Here is a 2,665-nt window from a genome sequence, read left to right as displayed (position 1 = left end):
TGGGGGAGGGTGACTTCCCGGGCGCCATCGACGGCGTGAAGCGCCTGCTGGTGGACGAGCCCTCGGACCTGGACGCGCTCCTGACGCTGGGCAACCTGTACTCGCTCACCGGCCGCATCAGCGAGGCGCGCGACACGTTCGGGCAGGCGCTCCAGCGCGAGCCGCTGTGCGTGGAGGCGCGCATCTTCGGCGGGGTGGCGGCGATGCAGGCGGGGAGCCTGGCCGAGGCGCGCTCCGAGCTGGCCAAGGCCCTGTTCCTGGAGCCCACGCTGGCCATCGGGCACTACCTGCTGGCCCAGGTGCAGGAGCGCACGCAGGACTTCGAGTCTGCCCGGCGCAGCTACCGCAACGCCGTCGCGCAGCTGAAGTACCCGCAGCGCCCGCTGGCGGGGCACTACCCGGAGATGCTCGACTCCGCGGAGTCCATCTCCCGCGCGGCCCGCTATGCGCTGGCCGCGCTGGAGGAGCAGCCGGGCTGAAGGCAGGCCCGGCGCACGGCGGTCCTGCGTCAGTCCAGGGTGCCCTTGACCTGATCCAGGCTCTTGGACGGATCCAGCACCGCGCTGAACTTCTTCTGCAGGTACGTCTTCGCCTGGCCGCGCAGGAGCATGCCCGGGTCGGTGCCCTCACCGGACACGGCCTTGTCGGTGATGACGAAGCTGGCGTCCAGGTTGATGCCCATGACCTTGCCGGCGAGCTTCGCGCCCTCGTCGCCCTGCCAGTCGGACTTCACGCCGTACTTGCTGCCCCAGTACTGCAGGAGCTGCTCGACGCGCTTCTTGACCTCGTCCTTGGGAAGGTTGTGGGGGACCTCGAACTTCAACATGCCCATGGCGTGACTCCTGTTTCCGCGAAAGGGGTGCGTCCGCCCGGTTTAGTGACACCGGGCCGGAAAGGGAACCGCCGTCTTCGGGGGGATGTCCACCGGCGGCCTACCGGGCGGCCTTGCGGCGGGGCTTGCCCGCCTTCGCCGTGCCGGGCTCGGTGCTGGGGCCGGGTGTCCCGGGCGGGGTGCCCCAGCGCGCCAGGTACGGCGCCAGGTCGAACTTCTCCGCGGTGCGCAGGGAGCTCATGGGCCGCACCTTCCCAATCACCGGGCGCTCCTGGAAGGGCCGGTCGTGCAGCCCCAGGACCCACATGAAGTTGCTGACGCTCGCGGGGTCGCGGCCGTCCACCGCGTAGGTGTCGTTGAGCCTGGAGATGCGGGCCAGCGCCTCCTCTGGCGTGGGGCTCCACTCCAGGATCTTCTTCCCCCAGAGCATGCGCAGGTAGTTGTGGATCCGCCCGCGCTCCCGCAGCTCGCGCTGGGACGCGTTCCAGAGCGCGTCCTGCGTGCGGCCCTGCTCCAGGTCCTCGAAGGAGTAGCGGTGCGGGCGCGGATCCTCCCGGTGGCGGGAGAGCGTCTCGCGCGCCCAGGGGGGCAGGGAGTCCACGCTCAGCTGCTTCGGGCCGGGCGTGTGGAAGCAGTAGTTGAAGCCCAGCTCGCGGCGCACGAGCAGCTCCTCCACGAAGGCCTGCACCGCCGGGTGGTCCTTGCCCTTCGCCGCGATGGCCGCGCGCGCCGCCTCGCCCGGGAAGAGGTTGCCCCAGTGGAAGTACGGCGACAGGTTGGACTGCTGGCCCAGGCCCGGATCATTCCGGCCGGTGTCGTAGCCCTCCAGCCGCTCGTGGAGGAACGCGTCCAGGGCCTTCAGGCCCGCCTTGCGGCCGCCGCGCTCGGCCAGGGGCTTCACGGAATGATCCACCGCGAACGCGTCCAGCGCGGCCCGCGCCTTCACCGCGTCGGACAGCTCGAAGTCCGGCTGGAGCTTCGCGCCGGACACGCGCGGCTTGCGAACGGGCAGCGTGCGCTCCAGGTACTCCGGCCACAGCTTGCGCAGCTTGGGGCGCAGCGCGTACGCGCCCACCTGGGCCGCGGGGATGCGCTGCATGGGCACCACGCAGGACGCGTCCACCGCGACGAGCGGCACGCGCAGCGCCTTCGCAGCGCCGCGCAGGTGGCCCGGGATGATGTACGTGGGGAACAGGTCCGACACGACGGCCGCCGCGCGCCTGCCCAGGCTCGCGAGCCGGGGCTTGTGCTCCTTCTTCGTGCGCGGCAGCTCCAGCCAGTACGGCAGGCCGCGCGCGGCGCAGCCCTTCGCCATGTCCGCCATGCCCTCCAGCGCCCACGCGTGGAGCCGCTCCGACGCGTAGGGGTAGTCCGGGCGGAGGGCCTGGTAGACGACGACGGGCAGGCCCAGGTGGTTGCCCAGCGCGATGGTGGCGTCCAGCGCGTGGTTCTCCTCCCAGCGATGGTTCACCATGCACCAGTAGAGGACGAAGTCGCGCTGTCCCTGGGGGAAGGGTGCGTCGTTCACCGCCTGGATGCGCGCGGAGTCGACGCCGAGTTCGGACCACGAGAGGCCTTCGGGCATGGGCCCGCGAGAATCTTCGACGCGCGGCGGAAAACCAACACGCCCGCACGGGTTGTGGTTTTCTGCCGGACGGCCGGACCCAAGGAGCCCCACGCGTGTCACACCGTCGAACCTGGAACCTCCCTGTCACCGTCCTCGCCGTCGCGCTGATGCTGCCGGGCCTCGCGCTGGCGCAGGCGGGTGGCACGGGCGTGTACCCGGCGCCGCAGCCGCCGCCTCCTCCCGCGCCGGGCATGTACCCGGCGCCG

The 2,665-nt window shown here is 71.6% G+C and carries 3 protein-coding genes; 1 reads left to right on the top strand and 2 read right to left on the bottom strand.

The genetic code is table 11. The features are described from left to right. Positions 1-479 (top strand): tetratricopeptide repeat protein (locus ACLEQD_RS40925; protein WP_410391343.1); only part of this gene is annotated, 479 nt, incomplete at its 5' end. Positions 480-508: 29 nt separating this feature from the next. On the opposite strand, the gene ACLEQD_RS40920 is transcribed toward ACLEQD_RS40925, so the two are convergent. Both ACLEQD_RS40920 and ACLEQD_RS40915 read right to left on the bottom strand, forming a co-directional pair. Next, positions 509-832 (bottom strand): polyhydroxyalkanoic acid system family protein, encoded by a 324-nt coding sequence (locus tag ACLEQD_RS40920; protein ID WP_410391342.1) that lies wholly within the window; start codon positions 830-832, stop codon positions 509-511. A gap of 100 nt (positions 833-932) precedes the next feature. Further along, a complete protein-coding gene (locus ACLEQD_RS40915) occupies positions 933-2,417 on the bottom strand; it encodes a deoxyribodipyrimidine photo-lyase (RefSeq protein ID WP_410391341.1) in 1,485 nt (494 codons plus the stop codon). Positions 2,418-2,665 lie beyond the last annotated feature (248 nt).

The sequence above is a fragment of the Corallococcus sp. 4LFB genome (genome assembly GCF_046520365.1).
Classification (GTDB): domain Bacteria; phylum Myxococcota; class Myxococcia; order Myxococcales; family Myxococcaceae; genus Corallococcus; species Corallococcus caeni.
The sequence above is the reverse complement of the archived record's forward strand: the minus strand, read 5'-3'. Positions and strand labels throughout refer to the sequence as shown.